General features: G+C 61.1%; 22 protein-coding genes. 1 reads left to right on the plus strand and 21 read right to left on the minus strand.

The genetic code is table 11. The annotated features are described in order from the left end of the window. Positions 1–15: 15 nt before the first annotated feature. The 16 genes from J3O30_RS20975 to sdhC all read right to left on the minus strand — a co-directional run bounded on the left by J3O30_RS20975 (position 16) and on the right by sdhC (position 16,171). A complete protein-coding gene (locus J3O30_RS20975) occupies positions 16–768 on the minus strand; it encodes an SDR family oxidoreductase (protein ID WP_207582091.1) in 753 nt (250 codons plus the stop codon). Then, positions 765–1,295 carry a hypothetical protein gene (locus J3O30_RS20980; protein ID WP_207582092.1) on the minus strand — a complete coding sequence of 177 codons (531 nt, stop codon included), beginning with the start codon at positions 1,293–1,295 and terminating at the stop codon, positions 765–767. The genes J3O30_RS20975 and J3O30_RS20980 overlap by 4 nt, the downstream gene beginning before the upstream one ends. Beyond that, positions 1,292–2,041, minus strand: coding sequence for a DUF4241 domain-containing protein (locus tag J3O30_RS20985; protein WP_207582093.1), 750 nt, complete (start codon positions 2,039–2,041; stop codon positions 1,292–1,294). Before J3O30_RS20985 ends, J3O30_RS20980 begins: the two co-directional genes overlap by 4 nt. 11 nt (positions 2,042–2,052) lie before the next feature. Continuing rightward, positions 2,053–3,312 (minus strand): 2-oxoglutarate dehydrogenase complex dihydrolipoyllysine-residue succinyltransferase, encoded by a 1,260-nt coding sequence (gene odhB, locus J3O30_RS20990; protein ID WP_207582094.1) that lies wholly within the window; start codon positions 3,310–3,312, stop codon positions 2,053–2,055. A gap of 40 nt (positions 3,313–3,352) precedes the next feature. After that, on the minus strand, positions 3,353–3,661 hold the full coding sequence (locus tag J3O30_RS20995; protein WP_207582095.1) for a YciI family protein: 309 nt from the start codon (positions 3,659–3,661) through the stop codon (positions 3,353–3,355). Between the two features lie 15 nt (positions 3,662–3,676). Beyond that, the gene (locus J3O30_RS21000; protein ID WP_207582096.1) at positions 3,677–6,661 is read right to left on the minus strand and encodes a 2-oxoglutarate dehydrogenase E1 component; all 2,985 of its coding nucleotides are present in this window, start codon (positions 6,659–6,661) and stop codon (positions 3,677–3,679) included. A 170-nt stretch (positions 6,662–6,831) separates the two neighbouring features. Further along, positions 6,832–7,734, minus strand: coding sequence for a succinate--CoA ligase subunit alpha (gene sucD / locus J3O30_RS21005; RefSeq protein ID WP_207582097.1), 903 nt, complete (start codon positions 7,732–7,734; stop codon positions 6,832–6,834). A 13-nt stretch (positions 7,735–7,747) separates the two neighbouring features. Continuing rightward, the gene (locus tag J3O30_RS21010; RefSeq protein ID WP_207582098.1) at positions 7,748–8,239 is read right to left on the minus strand and encodes a DUF1579 family protein; all 492 of its coding nucleotides are present in this window, start codon (positions 8,237–8,239) and stop codon (positions 7,748–7,750) included. Between the two features lie 8 nt (positions 8,240–8,247). Then, a complete protein-coding gene (gene sucC / locus J3O30_RS21015; protein WP_207582099.1) occupies positions 8,248–9,441 on the minus strand; it encodes an ADP-forming succinate--CoA ligase subunit beta in 1,194 nt (397 codons plus the stop codon). Positions 9,442–9,476: 35 nt separating this feature from the next. After that, positions 9,477–10,439, minus strand: a complete 963-nt coding sequence (mdh, locus tag J3O30_RS21020; protein WP_207582100.1) for a malate dehydrogenase — start codon at positions 10,437–10,439, stop codon at positions 9,477–9,479. Positions 10,440–10,617: 178 nt separating this feature from the next. Further along, on the minus strand, positions 10,618–11,781 hold the full coding sequence (gene zapE, locus J3O30_RS21025; RefSeq protein WP_207582101.1) for a cell division protein ZapE: 1,164 nt from the start codon (positions 11,779–11,781) through the stop codon (positions 10,618–10,620). An 81-nt stretch (positions 11,782–11,862) separates the two neighbouring features. Beyond that, positions 11,863–12,375, minus strand: coding sequence for a protease inhibitor Inh/omp19 family protein (locus J3O30_RS21030; protein ID WP_207582102.1), 513 nt, complete (start codon positions 12,373–12,375; stop codon positions 11,863–11,865). Between the two features lie 362 nt (positions 12,376–12,737). Beyond that, on the minus strand, positions 12,738–13,517 hold the full coding sequence (locus tag J3O30_RS21035; protein ID WP_007632536.1) for a succinate dehydrogenase iron-sulfur subunit: 780 nt from the start codon (positions 13,515–13,517) through the stop codon (positions 12,738–12,740). Positions 13,518–13,535: 18 nt separating this feature from the next. Next, positions 13,536–15,377, minus strand: coding sequence for a succinate dehydrogenase flavoprotein subunit (sdhA, locus tag J3O30_RS21040; protein WP_207582103.1), 1,842 nt, complete (start codon positions 15,375–15,377; stop codon positions 13,536–13,538). A 7-nt stretch (positions 15,378–15,384) separates the two neighbouring features. After that, positions 15,385–15,765: a succinate dehydrogenase, hydrophobic membrane anchor protein gene (gene sdhD, locus J3O30_RS21045; RefSeq protein ID WP_007632532.1), complete on the minus strand. Its 381-nt coding sequence runs from the start codon at positions 15,763–15,765 to the stop codon at positions 15,385–15,387. A gap of 10 nt (positions 15,766–15,775) precedes the next feature. Further along, complete coding sequence (gene sdhC / locus J3O30_RS21050; RefSeq protein ID WP_207582104.1) at positions 15,776–16,171, minus strand: succinate dehydrogenase, cytochrome b556 subunit; 396 nt, start codon at positions 16,169–16,171, stop codon at positions 15,776–15,778. A gap of 312 nt (positions 16,172–16,483) precedes the next feature. Here sdhC and J3O30_RS21055 point away from each other — a divergent pair, with 312 nt between their 5' ends. Further along, positions 16,484–16,978 (plus strand): hypothetical protein, encoded by a 495-nt coding sequence (locus J3O30_RS21055; protein WP_207582105.1) that lies wholly within the window; start codon positions 16,484–16,486, stop codon positions 16,976–16,978. Positions 16,979–17,002: 24 nt separating this feature from the next. On the opposite strand, the gene J3O30_RS21060 is transcribed toward J3O30_RS21055, so the two are convergent. The 5 genes from J3O30_RS21060 to J3O30_RS21080 form a co-directional block, all read right to left on the minus strand. Further along, a complete protein-coding gene (locus J3O30_RS21060) occupies positions 17,003–17,356 on the minus strand; it encodes a RidA family protein (RefSeq protein ID WP_207584395.1) in 354 nt (117 codons plus the stop codon). Positions 17,357–17,664: 308 nt separating this feature from the next. Then, positions 17,665–18,534: a LysR substrate-binding domain-containing protein gene (locus tag J3O30_RS21065; protein WP_207582106.1), complete on the minus strand. Its 870-nt coding sequence runs from the start codon at positions 18,532–18,534 to the stop codon at positions 17,665–17,667. A gap of 131 nt (positions 18,535–18,665) precedes the next feature. After that, entirely contained in the window at positions 18,666–19,733 is a 1,068-nt protein-coding gene (locus J3O30_RS21070) for an ABC transporter ATP-binding protein (RefSeq protein WP_207582107.1), read from the minus strand. Between the two features lie 10 nt (positions 19,734–19,743). Further along, a complete protein-coding gene (locus tag J3O30_RS21075; protein ID WP_207582108.1) occupies positions 19,744–20,583 on the minus strand; it encodes an ABC transporter permease in 840 nt (279 codons plus the stop codon). Continuing rightward, positions 20,580–21,464, minus strand: a complete 885-nt coding sequence (locus J3O30_RS21080) for an ABC transporter permease (protein WP_207582109.1) — start codon at positions 21,462–21,464, stop codon at positions 20,580–20,582. The genes J3O30_RS21075 and J3O30_RS21080 overlap by 4 nt, the downstream gene beginning before the upstream one ends. Positions 21,465–21,485: the final 21 nt, after the last annotated feature.

Genomic DNA, 21,485 nt, shown 5'->3' on the forward strand with positions numbered 1-21,485 from the left:
TTTTCGCCCTGTCTTTTAGCGGCCGCCGCTCACGTTAAGGATCGCGCCGGTTATATAGGAAGCCGAAGGGGATAGAAGATAGAGGATCGCATCCGCCACCTCCTCGGGCGTGCCGCTGCGCTGCATCGGGATCGATGGCGCCATTTCACGGGCCCGGTCCGGCAGCCCGCCGGATGCATGGAGATCGGTTTCGATGACGCCGGGCCTGATAGCGTTCACGCGGATGCCCTCGGCGGCGACCTCGCGCGAAAGCCCGACGGTGAACGTGTCGATCGCACCTTTCGAGGCGGCATAATCGACATATTGCGTTGGCGAACCGAGGATCGCCGCCATCGACGAGACGTTGACGATCGCGCCGCCCCGCCCACCATAGCGGCTCGACATGCGGCGCACGGCCTCTGCGGCGCAGAGCATGGAGCCGGTTACATTGATGCGCATCATGCGTTCGATCCGCTCTGCCGCCATCTCGTCGACGCGCTGCGGATAGTCGACGACGCCGGCATTGTTGACGAGCCCGTCGAGCCGGCCGAAATGCCGATCGACCGCTGCAAACATCGCGACGATATCCGCAGCCTTGCCGACATCGCCCGCAATCGCCACGGCATCGCCGCCGTCTTCGGCAATCGCCGCAACGACGGCATCGGCGGCTTTGCGGTTGGAAGCGTAATTCACCGCAACACGCCAGCCCTGGCGCGCGGCGAGCCGCGAGACGGCCGCGCCGATGCCCCGGCTTCCGCCGGTCACGAGAACAACCGGTGCATTACTCATATCGCGCACTCCTTGAATGTCAGCACGTCCCAGGGCGCCAAGGTAGCCTTGCCCTCGCCCCAGGCGCTGGATTGGCGGATGGCGGGACCGAGACCGGGGAACACGAGCTTTTCGGCCGCCGCGGCACCTTCCGGCTGCAGATTGTCCATCTCGCCCTTGGCATCCATGCCATAGACGGCGCCTTGCCAGACGGTGCAGGCATTAAGATCGGCACCGGTCGCGTCACCCTCGGGGCAATTGAACATCAAGATGCCGATGGCGCGCACAGGATCGTCCGACGGCATGACATAGCCTTCCATCACCACCGGCGTCTTGAGAGCACTGACCTTGAACTGGTTGCTCGCCGCGGCCGACTGTGAATTCAGCGGGGCAAAGCGCAACTCGTATGCCCCGTCGCGATCGACGTAAATGGCCTGTTCCTGCTTGCAGGCGGCGCTGAGCGTCGATACCGGAACGGCGAAAAACGCGGCGGCTGCGATCGCAGCCATGCCTTTCCGTTTCGCCGTGATCCCAATCCTCCTGCTCATTGCAGCTTCGACTCCTTCCGCCCGTCGGCATTCTCGACAACGCTGAAATCCGTCAGCAGCACCAGCGCCCGGCCATCGCGATCGAGCCCCCAGAAAACCGGATAGAAGCCGTCGCCCCAACCGCTCCAGAATATCGCGACATTGCCCTTCTTGCCGGCGACCGGCCGGTGCAGCGCGTAACTGCCCTTGTTGGCGTCGAGGTCGGATGCCAGCACGTCGTCGTAATAATTGATGTCGGCGTCAGGCTTTTGCGTCTGCACCTGCGCTTCACGTTCTCCGATCAGACCAAGCGTCTCGGCATCCATGTAACAGCCGAGGCCGGCATCGACGGGGTAACCGAAGATCTCGCCGTCCTTCAGTGTCGCTACATCCTGCCCGGGCAGGACCGCAAGCTCCCAGTGATCCGGCTTGCCCGCGGCAAACCGCATGCTGGCGGCCGCGATGCGTCCGAAGGCCTGGTAGAGTGTCACCGGATATTCGCCCGGCGCAACCGTTCTTGCCAGCGCCGGACGATCGGGCTGAGCGAGCGGATCGGCCGCAACGATGCGCCCCGAGGTCAGCTCGACATTGCCCATATGGATCACGCCGATCGACCGGCCGGAGAGTTCGGCGTCGCTGAGCGCCACCAGTTCGAAATTGCTGCTTGCCTTGCTGATATCTAAGCCGGCCGCCGTTGCTGAAACCGGGACATGCGCGGCGGCAGCGCAGAGAAGAAGACGCGCCGCTCGCATGATCCGGTTTCGCATGGAAAGCTCCCTTAAAGATCGAGAACCAGACGTTCCGGATCTTCCAGGCTTTCCTTGACGCGCACGAGGAAGGTGACCGCTTCCTTGCCGTCGACGATGCGGTGATCGTAGGACAGCGCCAGATACATCATCGGACGGATAACCACCTGGCCGCCGATCGCCACCGGACGCTCCTGGATCTTGTGCATGCCGAGAATGCCGGACTGCGGCGCATTGAGGATCGGCGAGGACATCAGCGAACCGTAGACGCCGCCATTGGTGATGGTGAAGGTGCCGCCCTGCATGTCGGCCATGGAGAGCGAGCCGTCACGGGCTGCCTTGGCAAGACGGCCGAGTTCCTTCTCGATTTCGGCGATCGACATCTGATCGGCGTCACGGATGACGGGAACGACGAGGCCCTTGTCGGTGCCGACGGCCATGCCGACATGGCAATAGTTCTTGTAGATGAGGTCGGTGCCGTCGATCTCGGCGTTGACCGTCGGCAATTCCTTCAGCGCATGCGTCACCGCCTTGGTGAAGAAGCCCATGAAGCCGAGCTTGACGCCATGCTTCTTCTCGAAAATATCCTTGTACTTGTTGCGCAGGTCCATGACCGCCTTCATGTCCACCTCATTGTAGGTGGTCAGCATCGCGGCGGTGTTCTGCGCATCCTTCAGGCGCTTGGCGATCGTCTGGCGCAGGCGCGTCATCTTCACGCGCTCTTCGCGCGAGGCATCCTCGACCGTCGACGGGCCGCGCGGGGCGGCAGGCGTTGCAGCCGGTGCTGCCGCCGGAGCCGAAATGCCCTTGGCGACGGCAGCGATGACATCGCCCTTCAGCACCTGGCCGCGCTTGCCGCTGCCATCGACCTGATCGGCCGAAATGTTGTTTTCAGCAAGCATCTTCGAAGCCGCCGGTGCCGGCGGCATGGTGGAGACGGAAGCGCTCGACGATGCGGCAGCAGCGGCAACCGGCGCCGGCTGAGCAGGAGCAGCCGCGGCTGGCAGGACAGGAGCGGCGGCCGGTGCCGCAGCAGCGGGCGCGGCAGCAGCAGCACCTTCGGCGATCTGGCCGAGCAGCGCGCCGAGGCCGACGGTCTCGCCGGCGGCGACAACGATTTCCGAAAGCGTGCCGGAGGTCGGCGCTGGAACTTCGATGGTCACCTTGTCGGTTTCAAGCTCGAGAATCGGCTCGTCGGCCTTGATGGCGTCGCCGACCTTCTTGAACCAGGTGCCGACGGTTGCCTCGCTGACGGATTCACCGAGAGTTGGAACGCGGATTTCTGTGGCCATTGTTCAGATCCTGATTTCGTGTGTGTTCGTTTAATGCGTTTCAGACGGCGGGCGGCCGCAAGATGATCGAGGGCATCGGCAGGATATCGAAACGGAAACCGAAACCGGAAGCGATGATCGGATCGCTGGCGGCAAGAACCTGTGCCGCCGCTTGATCCTCAACTTCGACGATCGCCATGCCGAAGGCGCCTTCGCCCTCAAACACCGGACCGACGACGATCGCCGATCCCGCAAGGGCGTGCCGGTGCCAGTATTCGACATGGCGTTTCATCGCCGCCATTTCCTCTCCGGTCCCGTCATGCGGGAAAGTGGGGCGCGGCGGCAGCAGTCTCAGAAAGAAATAAGCCACTGCGCCCCCCTTGTGTTAACCGCCCAATGCATCCTCGAGGAATGCGGCGAGCTGCGACAGATGCTTTGACATCAGGCCCGTCGCCGGCGAGGCGGCGGCCGGACGGCCGGTATAACGGACGCGCTGATACTTTGCATCGATATGGGCAAGCACCCATTCGAGGAAGGGGTCGATGAACGACCATGCGCCCATGTTCTTCGGCTCTTCCTGGCACCAGACCATCTCGGCATTGCGGAAGCGCGACAGCTCGTTGATCAGCGCCTTTGCCGGGAACGGATAGAGCTGTTCGACACGCAAGAGATAGATGTCGTCGATGCCGCGCTTTTCACGCTCTTCGAGAAGATCGTAATAGACCTTGCCGGAGCACATGACGACACGGCGGATCTTGTTGTCCTTCTGCAGCTTGATCGGGCCGTCCTTGATCACTTCGGCATCGTCCCAGAGCAGGCGATGGAAGGCGGATTCTCCGGCCATTTCGGCAAGCGTCGAGACTGCCCGCTTGTGGCGCAGCAGCGACTTCGGCGTCATCAGGACCAGCGGCTTGCGGAAGTCGCGCTTCAGCTGCCGGCGCAGGATGTGGAAGTAGTTCGCCGGCGTCGTGACGTTGGCGACCTGCATGTTATCCTCCGCGCAAAGCTGCAGGAAACGCTCGAGGCGGGCCGAGGAGTGTTCCGGACCTTGGCCCTCATAGCCATGCGGCAAGAGGCAGACGAGGCCCGACATGCGCAGCCATTTGCGTTCGCCCGACGAGATGAACTGGTCGAAGACCACCTGCGCACCGTTGGCAAAATCGCCGAACTGCGCTTCCCAGAGCGTCAACGCATTCGGGCGGGCAAGCGAGTAGCCATATTCGAAACCGAGCACGGCCTCTTCCGAAAGCATCGAATTGATGACTTCGTAGCGACCCTGCGTTGGCGAGAGATTGGCGAGCGGGATGTAGCGTTCCTCGGTTTCCTGATCGTAGAGAACCGAGTGGCGCTGCGAGAAGGTGCCGCGTTCGCAATCCTGGCCGGACAGGCGGATCTTGCTACCTTCGACGCAGAGCGCCCCGAAGGAGAGCGCTTCAGCCATCGCCCAGTCGATACCTTCGCCGGTGGCGATCATATTGGCGCGGTTTTCCATGAAGCGCTGGATCGTGCGGTGTGCAGTGAAGCCCGCCGGAATCTCCGAGAGCTTGCGGCCGATATCCTTCAGCGTCTTCATCGGCACGGCGGTCTTTCCGCGGCGCTGCTCGTCGGCATTGTCGGCCGCGCGCAGGCCCGACCACTCGCCGTCAAGCCAGTCGGCCTTGTTCGGCTTGTAGTGCTGGCCGGCCTCGAACTCCTGTTCGAGATGGGCGCGCCAGTCGGCCTTCATCTTCTCGACTTCACCTTCGGTGAGCAGGCCCTCGGCGACTAGGCGCGCCGCATAGATCTGCAGCACGGTCTTGTGGCCGCGGATCACCTTGTACATCTTCGGCTGCGTGAAGGACGGTTCGTCGCCTTCATTGTGGCCGTAGCGGCGATAGCAGAACAGGTCGAGCACGACCGGCTTGTGGAACTTCATGCGGAATTCGGTCGCGATCTTGGCCGCATAGACCACCGCTTCCGGATCGTCGCCGTTGACGTGGAAGATCGGCGCCTCGATCATCTTGGCGACGTCGGACGGATAGGGCGACGAACGCGAGAAGGCGGGGTTCGTCGTGAAGCCGATCTGGTTGTTGATGATGACGTGCATGGTGCCGGCGACGCGGTGGCCGCGCAGGCCGGAAAGGCCGAGGATTTCGGCAATGACGCCCTGGCCGGCGAAGGCTGCGTCGCCATGGATCAGAAGCGGCAGAACCTTGGCGCGCTCGGAAAGCGGAATGATGTCGCCGTCCCAGACGGTAGCATTCATGTCCTGCTTGGCGCGGACCTTGCCCATGACGACGGGATCGACGATTTCAAGATGCGACGGGTTGGCTGTCAGCGAGACATGCACCTTGTTGCCGTCGAATTCGCGGTCTGAGGAGGCCCCGAGATGATACTTGACGTCGCCCGAGCCTTCGACTTCGTCGGGTGCGGCCGAGCCGCCCTTGAACTCGTGGAAGATCGCCCGGTGTGGCTTTCCCATGACCTGCGAGAGCACGTTGAGCCGGCCGCGATGGGCCATACCGAACACGGCTTCCTTGAGGCCGAGATGGCCACCGCGCTTGAGGATCTGCTCGAGCGCCGGGATCAGCGATTCGCCGCCGTCGAGGCCGAAACGCTTGGTGCCCTTGAACTTGACGTCAAGGAACTGTTCGTAGCCTTCGGCTTCGGCGAGCTTGGCGAGGATTGCCTTCTTGCCTTCAGGCGAGAAAGCGACGCCCTTGTCCGGCCCTTCGATACGCTCCTGGATCCAGGCCTTCTCTTCCGGATTGGAGATATGCATGAATTCGACGCCGAGCGTCGAGCAATAGGTGCGCTCGAGGATATCGATCATCTCGCGGATGGTCGCGTATTCCAAGCCGAGCACGTTGTCGATGAAGATCCTGCGGTCGTAATCGGCGGCCGTGAAGCCGTAATTCTCCGGCGACAGCTCGCGATAGTCGTCGACGGGAGCGGCGATGCCGAGCGGGTCGAGCTTGGCATGCAGGTGGCCGCGCATGCGGTAGGCGCGGATCATCATGATGGCGCGCACGGAATCGCGCGTCGCCTGCAGCACGTCGGTGCTGTCGGCAGGCTTGCCCTCGGCTTCGGCCTTGGCCTTGACCTTGGTCTCGATAACCTTCTCGACGATACCCCAGTCGCCGTCGAGAGCCGACACCAGATCGCCGCCGGCCGCCAGCGGCCAGTTCTTCCTTCGCCAGGAAGCCCCCTTGGCCGCCCTCTTCACATCGCTGGGATCCTCCTCCAGCGCCTTGAAGAAGGTCCGCCACTGATCGTCGACCGACGCGGGGTCCTCTTCGTAGCGCGCATGCAGCTGCTCGATATAGGCAGCGTTGGCGCCATCCAGAAACGAGGTGATCTGAAACTGCTCGTTGGCTTCTTGCCGTGCCATGGTGATATGCGGACGCTGCCGCCCGCCTCCTGACTTTGATGAATTTGCCGGCTTGCTCGCCGGCTGCCGCATTCCGATTGCCGCCTGTCTGCGGCGCATCTGCATGTCTCGTGCCGTCAAGACCGGGCGGAAGGCGCAGATGCCGCTCCTCCGCCCGGGTATAAGTTGGTTTAGCCCTTGAGGACTTCAACCAGCGTCTTGCCGAGGCGGGCCGGAGACGGCGACACCTTGATGCCTGCCGATTCCATCGCCGCGATCTTCGATTCCGCATCGCCCTTGCCGCCGGAAACCACAGCGCCGGCATGGCCCATGGTGCGGCCCTTCGGCGCCGTGCGGCCGGCAATGAAGCCAGCCATGGGCTTGCTGCGGCCCTTCTTGGCTTCATCCTTGAGGAACTGCGCAGCATCTTCCTCTGCCGAACCGCCGATTTCGCCGATCATGATAATCGACTGGGTGGCTTGGTCGGCCAGGAACATTTCCAGGACGTCGATGAATTCGGTGCCCTTGACCGGGTCGCCGCCGATGCCGACGGCCGTGGTCTGGCCGAGGCCTTCGTTGGAGGTCTGAAACACGGCTTCATAGGTCAGCGTGCCCGAGCGGGACACGATACCGACCGAGCCCTTGCGGAAGATGGAGCCCGGCATGATGCCAATCTTGCATTCTTCCGGCGTCATGATGCCTGGGCAGTTCGGGCCGAGCAGGCGCGACTTGGAGCGGTCGAGGCGAGCCTTGACGCGAACCATGTCCATGACCGGGATGCCTTCGGTAATGCAGGTGATGAACGGGATCTCGGCATCGATCGCCTCGATGATCGCGTCGGCGGCACCGGCCGGCGGAACATAGATGACGGACGCGTCGGCGCCGGTCTTTTCCTTGCCCTCGGCAACGGTTGCGAAGATCGGCAGGTTTTCGCCCTTTGCGCCGGTCCAGGTTTCGCCGCCCTTCTTCGGGTGGATACCGCCGACCATCTGCGTGCCGTAATAGGCGAGCGCCTGTTCGGTGTGGAACGTTCCGGTCTTGCCGGTCAGACCCTGAACGAGGATCTTGGTGTCTTTATTGACGAGAATAGACATGCGAGGCCTTTGTCTAGGAGAGGTTGGAAGACGTGGGGGACGAGCGACGATAGATGCCGCTGACGACCTCCTGCCAAGTATCGCTGCCTGCAGGCGAAAAGCTGACGCCCATCCGGTAGCAGTCTTCATTTTCAAATGTGAATGCGGTGCGCTGTCTGCCGCGCGGCGAAGCCTTCATCAGCACGAGTTCCTTGCCGTTCCATTCGCCGGAAGCTGGCGACGGTGGCGCGAAGCCCGCGCTGTCGAACTGGTAGAGCTTGTAGGTCTGGTCCGAAGCATCGAAGCCGAAAACATTTCGGGCCTCGAACGAAACAGCCCCATCGCGCGACTGGCGATAGCGCTGCTCGAGGAAGAACCCGCCGAACAGCGCCTCGCCGGAAAGTTTAGCACTGGCCTTACCTTCAGTCGTCCACGCCGACCCTGCGACGCGCTCCTCCCCTTCCCATACGCCGGCAAAGGCATTGAGACGGATATGAGCAGCAGATGGCGTGGACTGGAAGGTCATGATCGCTCTCAGCCGTTGATCGCCGCGACGATCTTCTTGGCTGCATCGTCCAAGTCGTCAGCCGCTGTGATCGCGAGACCCGACTCGTTCAGGATCTTCTTGCCGAGCTCGACATTGGTGCCTTCAAGGCGCACGACGAGCGGAACCTTGAGGCCGACTTCCTTGACCGCGGCAATGACGCCCTCGGCAATGACATCGCACTTCATGATGCCGCCGAAGATGTTGACGAGAATGCCTTCGACCTTGGGGTCTGCGGTGATGATCTTGAAAGCCGCAGCAACCTTCTCCTTGCCGGCGCCGCCGCCGACGTCACAGAAGTTAGCCGGCTCCTTGCCGTAGAGCTTGATGATATCCATCGTCGCCATGGCAAGACCTGCGCCGTTGACCATGCAGCCGATGTTGCCGTCGAGCGCCACATAGGCAAGGTCCCACTTGGAAGCCTCGATTTCCTTGGCGTCTTCTTCAGTCTCGTCACGCAGCGTCTTGACGTCGTCGTGACGGAAAAGCGCATTGCCGTCGAAGGACATCTTCGCGTCGAGAACGCGCAGGCGGCCATCCTTCATGACGATCAGCGGATTGACTTCGAGCAGCGCCATGTCCTTCTCATTGAAGGCCTTGTAGAGCGCCGGGAAGAGCGACTTCGCATCTTCGGCGGCAGCGCCGTCGAGCGCGAGCGCCTTGGAGATCGCGGCAACGTCGGCAGCCGTCACGCCGGCTTCCGGATCGATGGCGATCGTGTGGATTTTCTCCGGCGTGTCATGGGCGACGGCTTCGATGTCCATGCCGCCTTCGGTCGATACCACGAAAGCCACGCGGCCGACCGAGCGGTCGACAAGGATCGAGCAATAGAGTTCGCGGGCGATGTCGGCGCCATCTTCGATGTAGAGGCGGTTGACCTGCTTGCCGGCTTCGCCAGTCTGCGCCGTTACTAGCGTGTTGCCGAGCATATCCTTGGCATGGGCGATCACTTCGTCGATCGACTTGGCGAGACGCACGCCGCCCTTGGCTTCCGGGCCCAGTTCCTTGAACTTGCCCTTGCCGCGGCCGCCGGCATGGATCTGGCTCTTGACCACGTAAAGCGGGCCGGGGAGCGCCTTGGCGGCAGCTTCGGCTTCCTCGACCTTGAGAATAGCCACACCCTCGGCAACCGGCGCGCCATAGCCCTTCAGCAGAGCCTTGGCCTGATATTCATGAATGTTCATGGGTTTATCCCTGTTTGATGACTTCAGCGCGTCGACTACTTGAGGGCAGGCGCGATGTTGATGCAGGCTTCGCAGAGACCGGCAACGGCACCGACGGATTTGTCGAAGGCTTCCCTCTCGGTCTTGTTGAGGTCGATCTCGATGATGCGCTCGACGCCACCGGCGCCGATGACGGTGGGAACGCCGACATACATGTCCTTGACGCCGTACTGGCCGGTCAGCTGGGCAGCGCAGGGCAGAACGCGCTTCTTGTCCTTGAGGTAGGATTCGGCCATCTCGATCGCCGAGGCGGCCGGCGCATAGTAGGCCGAGCCGGTCTTCAGTAGGCCGACGATTTCGGCGCCGCCGTCACGGGTGCGCTGGATGATCTCTTCGAGGCGTTCCTTGGTGACCCAGCCCATGGTGACGAGGTCGGTGAGCGGAATGCCGCCGACCGTCGAGTAGCGGGCAAGCGGCACCATCGTGTCGCCGTGGCCGCCGAGCACGAAAGCGGTGACGTCCTGGACGGACACGTTGAATTCCTTGGCGAGGAAAAGACGGAAACGCGACGAGTCGAGAACGCCGGCCATGCCGACGACCTTGTTGGCCGGAAGGCCGGAGAACTTCTGCAGCGCCCAGACCATGGCGTCGAGCGGGTTGGTGATGCAGATCACGAAAGCGTTCGGCGCATATTTCTTGATGCCGGCGCCTACCTGCTCCATGACCTTGAGGTTGATGCCGAGAAGATCGTCGCGGCTCATGCCCGGCTTGCGGGCGACACCGGCGGTGACAATGCAGACATCGGCGCCTTCGATCGCGGAATAGTCGCTGGCGCCCGTCAGGTTGACGTCGAAGCCTTCGACCGGAGAGGACTGTGCGATGTCGAGACCCTTGCCCTGGGGAATGCCGTCCGCGATGTCGAAGAGGACGATGTCGCCCAGTTCCTTCAGGCCGGCGAGGTGTGCCAGCGTGCCACCAATCATGCCAGAACCAATGAGTGCGATCTTGTTACGCGCCATTTCGCTGTTTCCTTTGCGATCAAATTCGTCGAGCGATGCGCAGCAAGGCACAGCCCAATGACGCAATCGCATAGACCCAAAGCCCAAAAATGGCAACTCATTAATTTTGATGTAGCAATTTCAATCGTTTAGATACTAAAATTCTTACGTAAACGTAAGATATCATGTCACCGGATTGTTACTCGGCGGCGCGCTTTTCATGGTGCAGTGCGAGATATTCAGCGCTGCGCATCTCGAACAGGCGCGATGCGGTGCGGTCGAATTCAAAGCCCTCGGTGCCCCGGCGATGCACCAGAAGTTCCTCCGGCATCGCCGCTGCGGAAATGTAGAGCCGCACGGCATGATCGTAGAACGTATCGACCAGAATGATGAAGCGTTTGATCTGGTTCCGCTTTTCCGGCCCGAGCAAGGGAATGTGATCGACGAAGACCATATCGTAACGCTCGGCGATCGCCAGGAAGTCGACCGCCCCGAGCGGCTTGTCGCAAAGATCGGCGAAGGAGAACCTCGCCATACGGTCGACGGCGAGCGGCACATGGATGTGTCGGCCTTTCATCGGAATGTCCAGCGGTTGCGCCTTGCGCCCATGCAGCGCCTGCGTCCAGGACGCATCCATCGCCATGTCGTTATGATCGTTGATCGGCACCAGATAGACCGGCTGGCTGCTCAGCTTCTCCATGCGGTAGTCGGTCGGCGAACCCAGGGTGACGACATCGACATGCTGCTTGAGAAGGGCGACGAAGGGCAGGAAGAGGCCGCGATTGAGACCATCCGTGTAGAGGTTGTCGGGCTCGACGTTCGACGTCGCGACCAGCACGCATCCGCGCGCGAAAAGCTCGGAGAATAGCCGCGACAGGATCATCGCATCGGCGATATCGGTGACGGTGAATTCGTCGAAGCAGAGCAGTTCCGCTTCCGCGTAGAGGGCTGCGGCGACCGGCGGCATCGGATCGGCCTGCTTCGTCTCGCCGTTCTTCAGCTTCAGCCGGTGCGCCGCGATCCGATTGTGCACATCCGCCATGAATTCGTGGAAATGCGCCCGGCGTTTCTTCCTGCACGGCGCCATCGAGAAGAACATGTCCATCAGCATGGTCTTGCCGCGGCCGACGCTGCCGTGGATGTAAAGCCCCTTGATGCCGTCGGCGGATTTCTTCTTGGCGGCAAACATCCAGCCAAGTGCGCTCGATTTTGCCGCTGGTCGCCGCTGCTTCAGCCCGGCCAGCACCCGATCCAAGCTCTTTGCCACGTCCATCTGGGCGGAGTCGACCTGCAGCGCGCCCGATGCGGTCAGGGCTTTAAGCTGTTCGCAGACGCTGAGCGCATAATCGGGCATTGGCTGCATGAGGGCATATCCGCCTGTCAGACATCGGCGGAGGCCCGCCGGTGGTTTACCGCGCCGGTTCGTCTACCGCGCCGATTCGTTTTACCGGCTGAGACTGATCTGCTGGCCCGTGCTGGTCTGTCCCTGGAAGCGGTTGTCAGCCGTCTTGTAGACGCTGCCGAGCTGATTGCCTGAACGGTCCTTGAGCAGCACCTGCTTGCCGGCAACCTCCCAGGAGCCCATCGCCGTCAACTCGCCGACGCAGCCGCGCGTACCGCCGCGCGAACCGCTGCCGAGATTGGTCAGCGTCAAGAACATGTCGCAGCTGCCATTGACGCGCCAGCTTCCGACCATCGATTCCTTGGTGACATCAAGCGCATTTGCGGCCATTGCGCCGGGCTGCGCGCCCGGCATCGGCGCCGTCGTCGACGGCGCAGCTGGAAACTGCGAACTGTTGACCGGCGGAAGCTGCCCACCCTGCACCGAGGGAATCGGCTGCGCCGTCAGCGGCGCCGGCCCGGCATTCGAGCCGGAGTTGTAATCATATGCCGTACGCTGACAACCGGCTAGCGCGAGAGTAACCACCAGACCTGTCATCGCATATCGCAACTGCATCATCATACTCCTGAATTCGGCTAGCGCCGCAGAGAAACGGGCGTGAGACAAGTCCGATTACCGTAATTCGCTTTGGTTAATCAAGTCGAGCCGCATAAATTGCCCGTGACAACAACTAACCAAAAAACGATACAGTTCAACTGTCCCGCTGCAAAACTTCCTGCACATAGAATTTGTCAGCAAGGTGTTGGGCGCGCTGATCTCTGTCCGGATCCCTGTCGAACTCCCGCAATATCTCGGAATAACGCTCGCACCGGTACCAATACGGATACCCTGTGCGCGCACCAAGGCGAGCCACGACCTGATCTTCGTGACGGCTTCGAGATCTAAGGCGTCTCATCCGCCAACGGCATGCATGCTGGTCAGACCCGGCGCTCGACCATCATCTTCTTGATTTCGGCGATCGCCTTGGCCGGGTTGAGACCCTTTGGGCAGGTCTGCGCACAATTCATGATCGTGTGGCAGCGATAAAGCCGGAACGGGTCCTCGAGATTGTCGAGACGTTCGCCGGTCGCCTCGTCTCTGGAGTCGATCAGCCAGCGATAGGCCTGCAGCAGAACGGCCGGACCGAGATAGCGGTCGCCGTTCCACCAGTAGCTCGGACAGGAGGTCGAGCAGCAGGCACAGAGGATGCATTCATAGAGACCGTCGAGCTTCTGACGGTCCTCGTGGCTCTGCTTCCATTCCTTGGCTGGCGCCGGCGACACCGTCTTCAGCCACGGCTCGATCGAACGATGCTGGGCATAGAAGTTGGTAAGGTCAGGCACCAGATCCTTGACGACGGGCAAATGCGGCAGCGGATAGATCTTCACCGAGCCCTTGATATCGTCGAGGCCCTTGGTGCAGGCGAGCGTGTTGGTGCCGTCGATATTCATCGCGCAGGATCCGCAGATGCCCTCGCGACAGGAGCGGCGCAAGGTCAGCGTCGGATCGATCTTGTTCTTGATGTAAAGCAGGCCATCGAGCACCATCGGCCCGCAATCGTCGACATCGATGTAGAAAGTGTCGATCGACGGGTTCTGGCCGTCATCCGGGCTCCAGCGGTAGACGCGGAATTCGCGGGTGTTTTTGGCACCGGCCGGCTTCGGCCAGACCTTGCCTTCGCGCATCTGAGAATTCTTGGGGAGAGCGAGTTCAACCATGTCCGGTTCCTCTTGAGATCAGTACACGCGAGCCTTCGGCTCGATCTTGTGCGGATCGATGCCTTCGGCGATAAGCTCGGTGTGAACCGGCCGGTAGTCGAGTTTCACGGCGCCTGCCTCGTTCACCCAGGCAAGCGTGTGCTTGCGCCAGTTGACGTCGTCGCGGCCGGCGAATGCACCCTCGGTATAGTCCTCGCGCGCATGCGAACCGCGGCTCTCCTTGCGGGCCTCGGCGCCGTAGATCGTCGTGATGGCGTTGGCCATCAGGTTCTGCAGCTCCAGCGTCTCGACCAGATCCGAATTCCAGATCATCGAGCGGTCGGTGACCTTGATATCGCGCATTTCCTGCCAGATCGCAGAGATGCGCCGGCAACCGGATTCCAGCGATTCCTGCGTACGGAACACCGCCGCGTCTTCCTGCATGGCGCGCTGCATCTTCTCGCGCAGTTCCGCCGTCGGCGTGCCGCCGCTGGCGTGACGCAGGCCGTCGAAGCGGTCGATGATCTTGTCGCAGGCTGCGACATTGAGATGGGGGATCGGCGCTGCGCGATCAATCACCTCGCCGGCGCGGATCGCAGCGGCGCGGCCGAAGACCACGAGGTCGATCAGCGAGTTGGAGCCGAGGCGGTTGGCGCCGTGCACCGAGGCGCAGCCGGCTTCACCGACCGCCATCAGCCCGGGGATGATCCGTTCCGGATTGGCACTGTCGGCGTTCAACACTTCGCCCCAATAGTTCGTGGGAATGCCGCCCATATTGTAGTGAACGGTCGGCAGAACCGGGATCGGCTCGCGCGTGACGTCGACGCCCGCAAAGATCTTGGCGCTCTCGGAAATACCCGGCAGCCGTTCGTGCAGCACGGCCGGATCGAGATGGTCGAGATGCAGGAAGATGTGGTCCTTGTTCTTGCCGACACCGCGGCCTTCGCGGATTTCCAACGTCATGCAGCGCGAAACGACGTCGCGCGAGGCGAGGTCCTTGGCCGACGGCGCATAGCGCTCCATGAAGCGCTCGCCCTCGGAGTTGACGAGATAGCCGCCTTCGCCGCGCGCACCTTCGGTGATCAGACAGCCCGAACCGTAGATGCCGGTCGGGTGGAACTGGACGAATTCCATGTCCTGCAGCGGCAGGCCGGCACGCGCCACCATGCCACCGCCGTCGCCGGTGCAGGTATGGGCAGAGGTTGCCGAGAAATAGGCGCGGCCGTAGCCGCCGGTCGCCAGCACCACCATCTTGGCGGCGAAACGATGGATCGTGCCGTCATCGAGGCACCAGGCGACGACGCCGGTGCAGCGGCTGCCGTCTTCCGACATGATCACGTCGAGCGCGAAATACTCGATGAAGAATTCGGCGTTGTTGCGCAGCGACTGACCGTAGAGCGTATGCAGGATCGCGTGGCCGGTACGGTCGGCAACGGCGCAGGTGCGCTGCACCGGCGGGCCTTCGCCGTAATTCTGCATGTGGCCGCCGAACGGGCGCTGATAGATCTTGCCTTCCTCGTTGCGCGAGAACGGCACGCCGTAATGCTCGAGCTCATAGACCGCCTTCGGCGCTTCCATGGTCAGATATTGCATGGCGTCGACGTCGCCGAGCCAGTCGGAACCCTTGACGGTGTCATAGAGGTGCCACTGCCAGCTATCGGGCGTCATGTTGCGCAGCGAGGCGGCGATGCCGCCCTGGGCGGCGACCGTATGCGAGCGGGTCGGGAATACCTTGGTGATGCAGGCCGTGCGGAACCCCTGCTCGGCCATGCCGAGCGTGGCGCGCAGCCCGGCGCCGCCGGCGCCGACGACGATCACGTCGTAGGAGTGATCGATATATTTGTAGGCCTTGCCGTTCTGGGCGGGTGAGGTCGGTGCCATATCGAGCTTATCCTACGAATGCGATTTTCAGAATGGCGAACAGACAGAGGCCGGCGATCACGATCGCAAAGAACGTGTTCAGCATCAGCAGCGCGATCTTGCCGAACTCGCCATGCACGTAATCCTCGATGATGACCTGCATGCCGAGCTTCATATGGATAACGCCGGAGATCACCATTAGCCCCATGATGACCGCGACGAAAGGGTTCGAAAGTGCACGAACCACGTCAGCATAGGGCGCGCCGGCATAGGTGAGCAGGAAGATGAGGAAAAACAGGATCAGCGGAACATTGGCGACGGCCGTCAGTCGCTGGCGCCAGAAATGGTCCGTGCCGTCCTTGGCGGAGCCGAGCCCGCGAACCTTGCCGAGGGGGGTGCGCATATCCATGAGAGGACCTTCAGAAGCGAATGAGGAAGCCGATCACCCAGACCAGCACGGTCAGACAGAGCGACCCGATGATGTTGGCGATGGCGAGCTTGGTCGAGAATTCTTTCCCGAAGCCGTAGCCGAGATCCCACATGAAGTGGCGGAAACCGCCGAGCATGTGGTGCAGCAGCGCCCAAGTATAGCCGAGCAGCACGAGCTTACCGACAACGCTGCCGAGCACCCAGTTGGCCCAGTCATAGGAACCCTGGCCGCTGGCCGCTGCGATCAGCCACCAGGCGACCAGCAGCGTGCCGACATAGAGCGCGCCACCGGTAATGCGGTGGACGATAGACATGACCATGGTGGGAATAGGTTTGTAAATTTGCAGATGCGGCGATAGGGGCCGGTTATTTGTCACGTTCGCCATCAGAACCTCGCGGCGGCTTTCTGCGCTCCCGGATTTCGGAGCATGCTCAGTCAACCACACGAATGACAAATTCTCTGTGTGCGTTGCATCAATTGCGACGTTTAATCACCAGGAACGCCGACGACAAGCACAATCGCTGTCGGCTTTTAATTTAATCGATTCGCGTCACCTGGAAGTTTGCAGGCTAAAGAAACTGGTCTTTTCCGCTCAATATTTGTGCCGATTCTGCAGCCCGAATGGACAAGCTTCGGCTTTTGGCGCAATCTGGCGTTAACGATTTGTTAACGATCGGAATTCCGGAGGCCAGCATCCATGTTTCGCAACCTGTCCGCAGTCACCCTGCTTGCCCTGTCTGCGCTTGCCGCATTCCCGGCCGCGGCCGGCGACCGGCATAACGATCATCGCTTTCCCGGCCATCGTCACGCTTTCCACGGCGGATTGTTTCTCGGCGAACGCGTGAACTGGCGCGATCGCGGTATCCGTTTCGATCATGCTTATGGCCGTCGGGCCGGCAGAGACAGGATGCCGTTCCTGAAGCAGTTTTCATCGGCGGCGACCAATCGCGTCGGGCGCAGCAATTTCGTCATCGTCTCACCCGAGCCCCTGGGTTATGACGGCGGCGACACCTATGCCGGCTCTTCCTATGTCTATCAGGCTGATGGCGGAACCTATGTCGGCGGCGACGGCTATGGTTTCTATCCCACAGCACGGCCTGAGCAACTGGCACCGAAGGCGAAGGTTATCGATATTGCAGTGCAGGACGATCCCTGCGCCTATGAGGCCAATGTCTGCGTCATCCGACCTTAAAGCATGATGACGAACGCGGGCGGCTCAAATTTGCCCGGCCTCACTCTTTCGCGACGCGGCTATGTCAATACGGATGGCGCACATCGGCGGGAGATTCTTGTCCTCAAACGTTGCCCGCCGTGGCGTTCCGCTATCCGGCATCCAAGCATCCCAGGCTCTGTTCATTTCCTCGAATGAGGCAAGGTCCCTGAGCCAAATGTTGGCGAGAATGATCTCTGACTTGTCGGTACCTTCGCGTAGCAGCATGTCATTGATGCGCTCCAATATTTCGTTGGTTTGCGCCGTCACGCTCGCTCCCCTCGTGAGGTTTGCGACCTGGCCGGGCAGATAGGCGGCATTTGCGAGGAGAGTTTCGTCAACTTTGGCTTGCCCCATTATCGTATTCGCAGACTTCCATGAATGCTTGAGATTGGGCCGTCGACCCTTCCGATCACTGTGGGGCTTCGCTCGCCATTCCGGTAGAGGGATTTAAATTGACCCGATATAATGGAAGCTGAACGCTCCTAGAGCCTTTCCAGATTGAATCATTCTGTTGGCTGAAGCGATGCGTCTGGTGGGCCGGGCATCTCTAGCCTGGATCAGAGGCGAACGGCTCGGACGTACCAAGGGGTATGCCCCCCGCCAATCGCCTCTGCCCTGACGAAAACCTGCTCCGGCAGAATGCTTCAATCTGACCAGGAAAGGCTCTAGCTGGACAATATGGCCGTATGCCGCGAAATGAAGTCCACAAGGTAGCGCGCGCCTTCGGCCGTCTCGGACTGAGCATACAGACCGATCTCGATGCGCACCGGACCGGGCAGATCCGCCGATCGGTCAAGTGTCCGGCAGCCCTCCGGTTTTGTCGTGAGCATCATTGGCGCGATACCAATACCGACGCGAACCGCGGTCGCCATGGCCACGAGCGTCGATGCGACGCATGCCGTCTTCCACTTGATGTTCCGCTGGGACAGAGCCGCAAGCGTCGGAAGCGTCCAGGGACACTCCTCCTCGAACATAATGATGGGAAGCGGTTTTTCCGCGTCCGCCACAAAGTCGGATCTGACCGTCCACATCAAATATTCGGTCCAGATCAGGTTCGGTTTTCGTGAGAGGCAGGTGATGTCGCAAACCACCAGATCCAGCTTCCTGTCTTCAAACAGGCTGGCGAGGCGGCGATTCGGCTCGACAATGATGTCGATCTCGACCTTCGGGTTCTGGGCTCTGAAGTCACTAAGAATGTCGATCAGGTGGCCAGCTGCGAAGTCCTCAACGACGCCGAGGCGAATGCGGTCCTCGATCATCCTGCCTGTCAGCCTTTTCTCGACCTCGTCGCTGAGGGCGACCATTTCGCGGGCATAAGCCAGCATGATCTGCCCATGGCTCGTGAGCTCGAGGCCTTTTGACGAACGCGAAAACAGCGTAACACCAACAAGCTCCTCCAGCTTGCGGATCTGCATGCTTACGGCCGCCTGCGTTCTATTCAGCTTGACGGCAGCTCCATTGACGGTGCCGATCTCCGCGACGGTCAGAAATGCACGAAGCAGATAGGAATCAAGATCAAGCATCAGAAGCCGCATTCCATAGTTTGGGGCGCTCGAGTGCTGAGGGCCTCTCTGCCTATAAGCGGATATTGGACGAACCATGTTCTTCCGGCAACTGGCGATCCTTAGCCGGGGCGCAGTGCAAGCTGCGCCCCGTCAATAACAGTTTATCGCGCGAAGAGAACGCATGCCTCGGGGAGAATGGAAACGCTGATCGCCTGCCCTCGCGCGAAGGCTATGTCTGGACGGTTCGGGCAAGCCGAGATTATGCGGTCGCCACTGACGAGGTCCAGAACGATATGCCTGAAGGCACCGAGTGTCACAACGTCGGCAATGCGTCCGGGCATGGCCGCCCCGGCACCCGGAACACCGGATGATATCTCGACGTTTTCCGGCCTCACGCAAATCTCGGCGGCACCTGAAAGGCTTCCGGCGGACGCGACCGGAAACTCCCAGCCGGATTCGGAACGAAACTTGCGAGCCGTTCCGCCTGCGGCCGAAATCGAGCCACGAATCCAATTCGTCCGCCCCATGAAATCCGCGACGAAACGCGAGTCTGGACGCCAATACACATCATCCGGCCTGCCGGATTGCATGATTGCTCCATGGTTCATCACGAATATGCGCTCTCCCAGGCTCATCGCCTCCTCCTGGTCGTGGGTTACCACGATCGCGGTCGAGCCGACCGCGGCGAGCACATCTTTCAATTCGGTGCGCAGCTCATGGCGAAGTTTGGCGTCGAGGGCCGACAGGGGTTCATCCAGAAGAACAAGGCTTGGATGGGTGGCGAGCGCCCGCGCAAGCGCAACACGCTGCTGCTGGCCGCCGCTCAACTGGTGCGGCCGCCGCTGTCCGAAACCGACGAGTCGGACGAGCTCGAGCATCTCGGCAATGCGGCGAGGTATTTGCCCCGGCGGGTGGTTGCGATGGCGAAGTCCATAGCCGATGTTCTGTTCGACGGTCATATGCGGGAAAAGAGCGTAGTGCTGGAACAGCAGCCCGACATTGCGCTCATAGGGTTTCAATCCGGCCATCGGCTCGCCGTCGATCAAGATCGAGCCTTTGTCGGGGCGCTCGAACCCGGCAATGAGCCGAAGAATGGTGGTCTTGCCGCAACCGCTCGGTCCAAGCAGTGCGATTGTTTCACCTGGGTTCACCGAGAAGGAGACATTACCGAGGGCGACCGTTTCGCCGAAGCGCTTGCTGACCCCTTGAAATTCCACGGCAGAAATCATCGTATTGTCCTCATGAACGAAACAAACCCTGGCCGACGACAGTGTCGAAGCCGACGACACGGTCCAGCACAACGATCAGCAACGCGGTGACGGCAATCAGGACCACGGCCGCCGCAGCGATCGTCAGATCGAAAGCCGCGCGCATGTTGCTGACCAGCGTAACAGGCAAGGTCGTTGCGGACGGATCGCTCAGAAAGAGACTGATCGATACGTCATCTATAGAAATTGCGAAGGCGAAGATCGCACCGGTGACAACGCCCGTCCGCATGAGCGGCAGGGTAATGGTCCAGAAGGCCTGGCGCTCGGTGGCGCCGAGAACCATTGCGGCTTCCGTCAATCGTTGGTCGCTGCCGAGAAGGCTGGCGAGACTGGTCCTTATGCAATAGGGCAACGTCACGATCACGTGGCCGAGAAGCAGGCGCGCCATACCATTTGTAATACCGGCCTTGGAAAGGAAAAGCAGGAGGCCGAATCCAATGACGACCGGCGGAACGATGAGTGGCGAGAGAAAGGCCGAAGTCAGCGCTGCCTTTCCTGGAAAATTGCCCCGGGCAAGGCCGACAGCCGCCGCAGTTCCGACCGTGACGGACAGAACCGTCGTGAGTACCGCCAAAATGAGGCTGGTGCGTAGGCTGGTAAGGATATCCGCCTGGGAGACGAGCCGTTCGAACCAGTGAAGCGACAAGGCAGGTGGCGGCAGTGGACCGAGGTAGGTCCTGGCGTCGAAAGCCATGAGGCATGTTATCGCCAACGGGATGGCGAGGAACGCCAATCCAAGGCCGATGACACCGTAGGCGAGGGAAACGGCGATCCGGTCTCCGGTTCGCGCTGCAAGAGACTGTCTGCTCATCGGGAAACCTTCCAGGCCTGCGCAAACGTTATGACAGCGACGACCGCCAAGGCTGCGGCAAGCATGACGAGCGAGATCGCCGCGCCGCTCGGATAGTTGGCGATATCGCTGAACCGGGTGTAGATGACGTTCGATATGAAAAGCACCCGGCCCCTCCCGAGCACCATGGGAATGACGAAGGCGCTGATCGCGAAAGTCAGCGAGACAAGCGTGCTTGAGATCAGAGCCGGGAAACTCAGGGGAAGTGTGATCGACAGATGGGCTTTCCATCCCGGCGCGCCGAGCGACTGGGCTGCATCGAGCAGACGCGGATCGATCGATTGCATCGCGCCAATCAGCGTGAGCGTTGCGACCGGTATAATCGAGTGAACCAGACCCGCAGTAACGACGATATTAATATATTCGCGGCTGTTGGGCGAAAAGCCAAGTGTCAGGAGGAGGGGTCGGAAGATGCCGACCGACCCGAAGGTCAGTTCGATCGCGTATGTCTTGATCAGGACGCTGGATAGAACAAGCGTAATCAAAAAGCCGAGGGTGAGCGCGCGCATCCGCGGGGAAATGCGCCGCACGATAAAGTAGGCCAGCGGGAATGCCACAAGCTGACCGATGATCGCGGCAACTCCACCGATCCAGAAGGTCGTCATCAGGACACTCGCAAACGCCTGGTTTGCAAGCTCGTAATAGTTTTGGACCGTTGCCGCGGCATTTTCAACGGAGCCGACGCGCCCCGGCGTAAACTCCTTCAAGCTTTCGATTGCCAGATTGATTAACGGTGACAGAAAACCGAATGCGAACACCAGGAGGGCTGGCCCGAGCGTCAGTGCCGCATCTCGGCGATCAGGAATAGAAATGGCAACGGGTTGCCGCTTTGCTTTGGTCATGGTGGAACAGCCTTTTCCTCG

It is taken from the genome of Rhizobium sp. NZLR1, from assembly GCF_017357385.1.
Classification (GTDB): Bacteria; Pseudomonadota; Alphaproteobacteria; order Rhizobiales; family Rhizobiaceae; genus Rhizobium.